The sequence below is a fragment of the Pseudomonas kermanshahensis genome (assembly GCF_014269205.2).
In the GTDB taxonomy this organism is placed as follows: domain Bacteria; phylum Pseudomonadota; class Gammaproteobacteria; order Pseudomonadales; family Pseudomonadaceae; genus Aquipseudomonas; species Aquipseudomonas kermanshahensis.
Genome location: NZ_JABWRY020000008.1, coordinates 1 through 1,461, shown reverse-complemented (window position 1 = coordinate 1,461; position 1,461 = coordinate 1). Strand labels below are relative to the sequence as shown.

General features: G+C 57.9%; 1 protein-coding gene. It reads left to right on the top strand.

Annotated elements, in window-relative coordinates:
- Positions 1–1,461, top strand: a 1,461-nt coding sequence (locus tag HU764_RS27465) for an immunoglobulin-like domain-containing protein (RefSeq protein WP_338109091.1), incomplete at both ends; no start/stop codon positions are given.

The window sequence follows — 1,461 nt, the reverse complement described above, 5'->3', positions numbered from 1 at the left end:
TGCCGCCTCGGTCAAAGTCACCGACACCACCGACGATGTCGTGGCCAAGCTGACTGCCACTCCTTCGGTTACCGAAGGTGGTGCGATCACCTACACCATCACCCTGACCAACAAAGATGGCTTGCCGATTGATAAGCACTCGGCGCTGACCTTCACGCTCAGCGACGGCACCACCGTCATCACCGTGCCAGCCAACAGCACCACCGGCTTCACCACCGTGACAGCTCCGGACAACGTCTACACCGGTACCAACGACCCAGTGATCAAATCGATCGCTTCGGTGGATGGCGCTGATGTTGGCAAGTTCGAGAACTTGGTTCTGGACAAGACGCCAGTCAGCACTGCTGTGACCGACGAGCCAGGCACTCCGGGCAACGAAGGCGACTTGGTCAAAGTCACCATCACCGCTGACCAGGCTTCGGTGGCTGAAAACGTCAAACCGACCTTCACCGTTCACATCAACACTGCCCTGGCTCACGACCTGGTCGTGACCCTGAGCAACAACGCTACCGTCACCATCAAGGCTGGCGAAACCAGCGCGCCGTATACTCACGACGCGCAGGGCGATGATGTCTACAAAGACGCTGGCGAAATCAGCCTGGGTATCAAGTCGGCAGCAGATATCGATGGCCGTGCCTTCGAAAACCTGCAGCTGGGTGACGCGGCGTCGGTCAAAGTGACTGACACCACCGACGACGTGGTGGCCAAACTGACTGCCACCCCTTCGGTTACCGAAGGTGGTGCAATCACCTACACCATCACCCTGACCAACAAAGATGGCTTGCCGATTGATAAGCACTCGGCGCTGACCTTCGCGCTCAGCGACGGCACCACCGTCATCACCGTGCCAGCCAACAGCACCACCGGCTTCACCACCGTGACTGCTCCGGACAACGTCTACACCGGTACCAACGACCCAGTGATCAAATCGATCGCTTCGGTGGATGGCGCTGATGTTGGCAAGTTCGAGAACTTGGTTCTGGACAAAACTCCGGTCAGCACTGCTGTCACTGACGAACCAGGTACGCCGGGCAACGAAGGTGATCTGGTCAAAGTCACCATCACCGCTGACCAGGTTTCGGTTGCTGAGAACGTGAAGCCGACCTTCACCGTTCACATCAATACTGTCCTGGCTCACGACTTGGTTGTGACGCTGAGCAACAATGCGGTTGTGACCATCAAGGCCGGTGAAACCAGCGCGCCGTACACTCACGACGCGCAAGGCGATGACGTCTATAAAGACGCCGGCGAAATCGAGCTGGGTATCAAGTCCGCCGTCGATGTTGACGGCCGTGCCTTCGAAAACCTGCAACTGGGCGATGCGGCGTCGGTCAAAGTGACTGACACCACGGATGACGTGGTGGCCAAGCTGACCGCTACCCCTTCGGTCACCGAAGGCGGTGCGATCACCTACACCATTACGCTGACCAACAAAGATGGCTTGCCGATTGATAAACATTC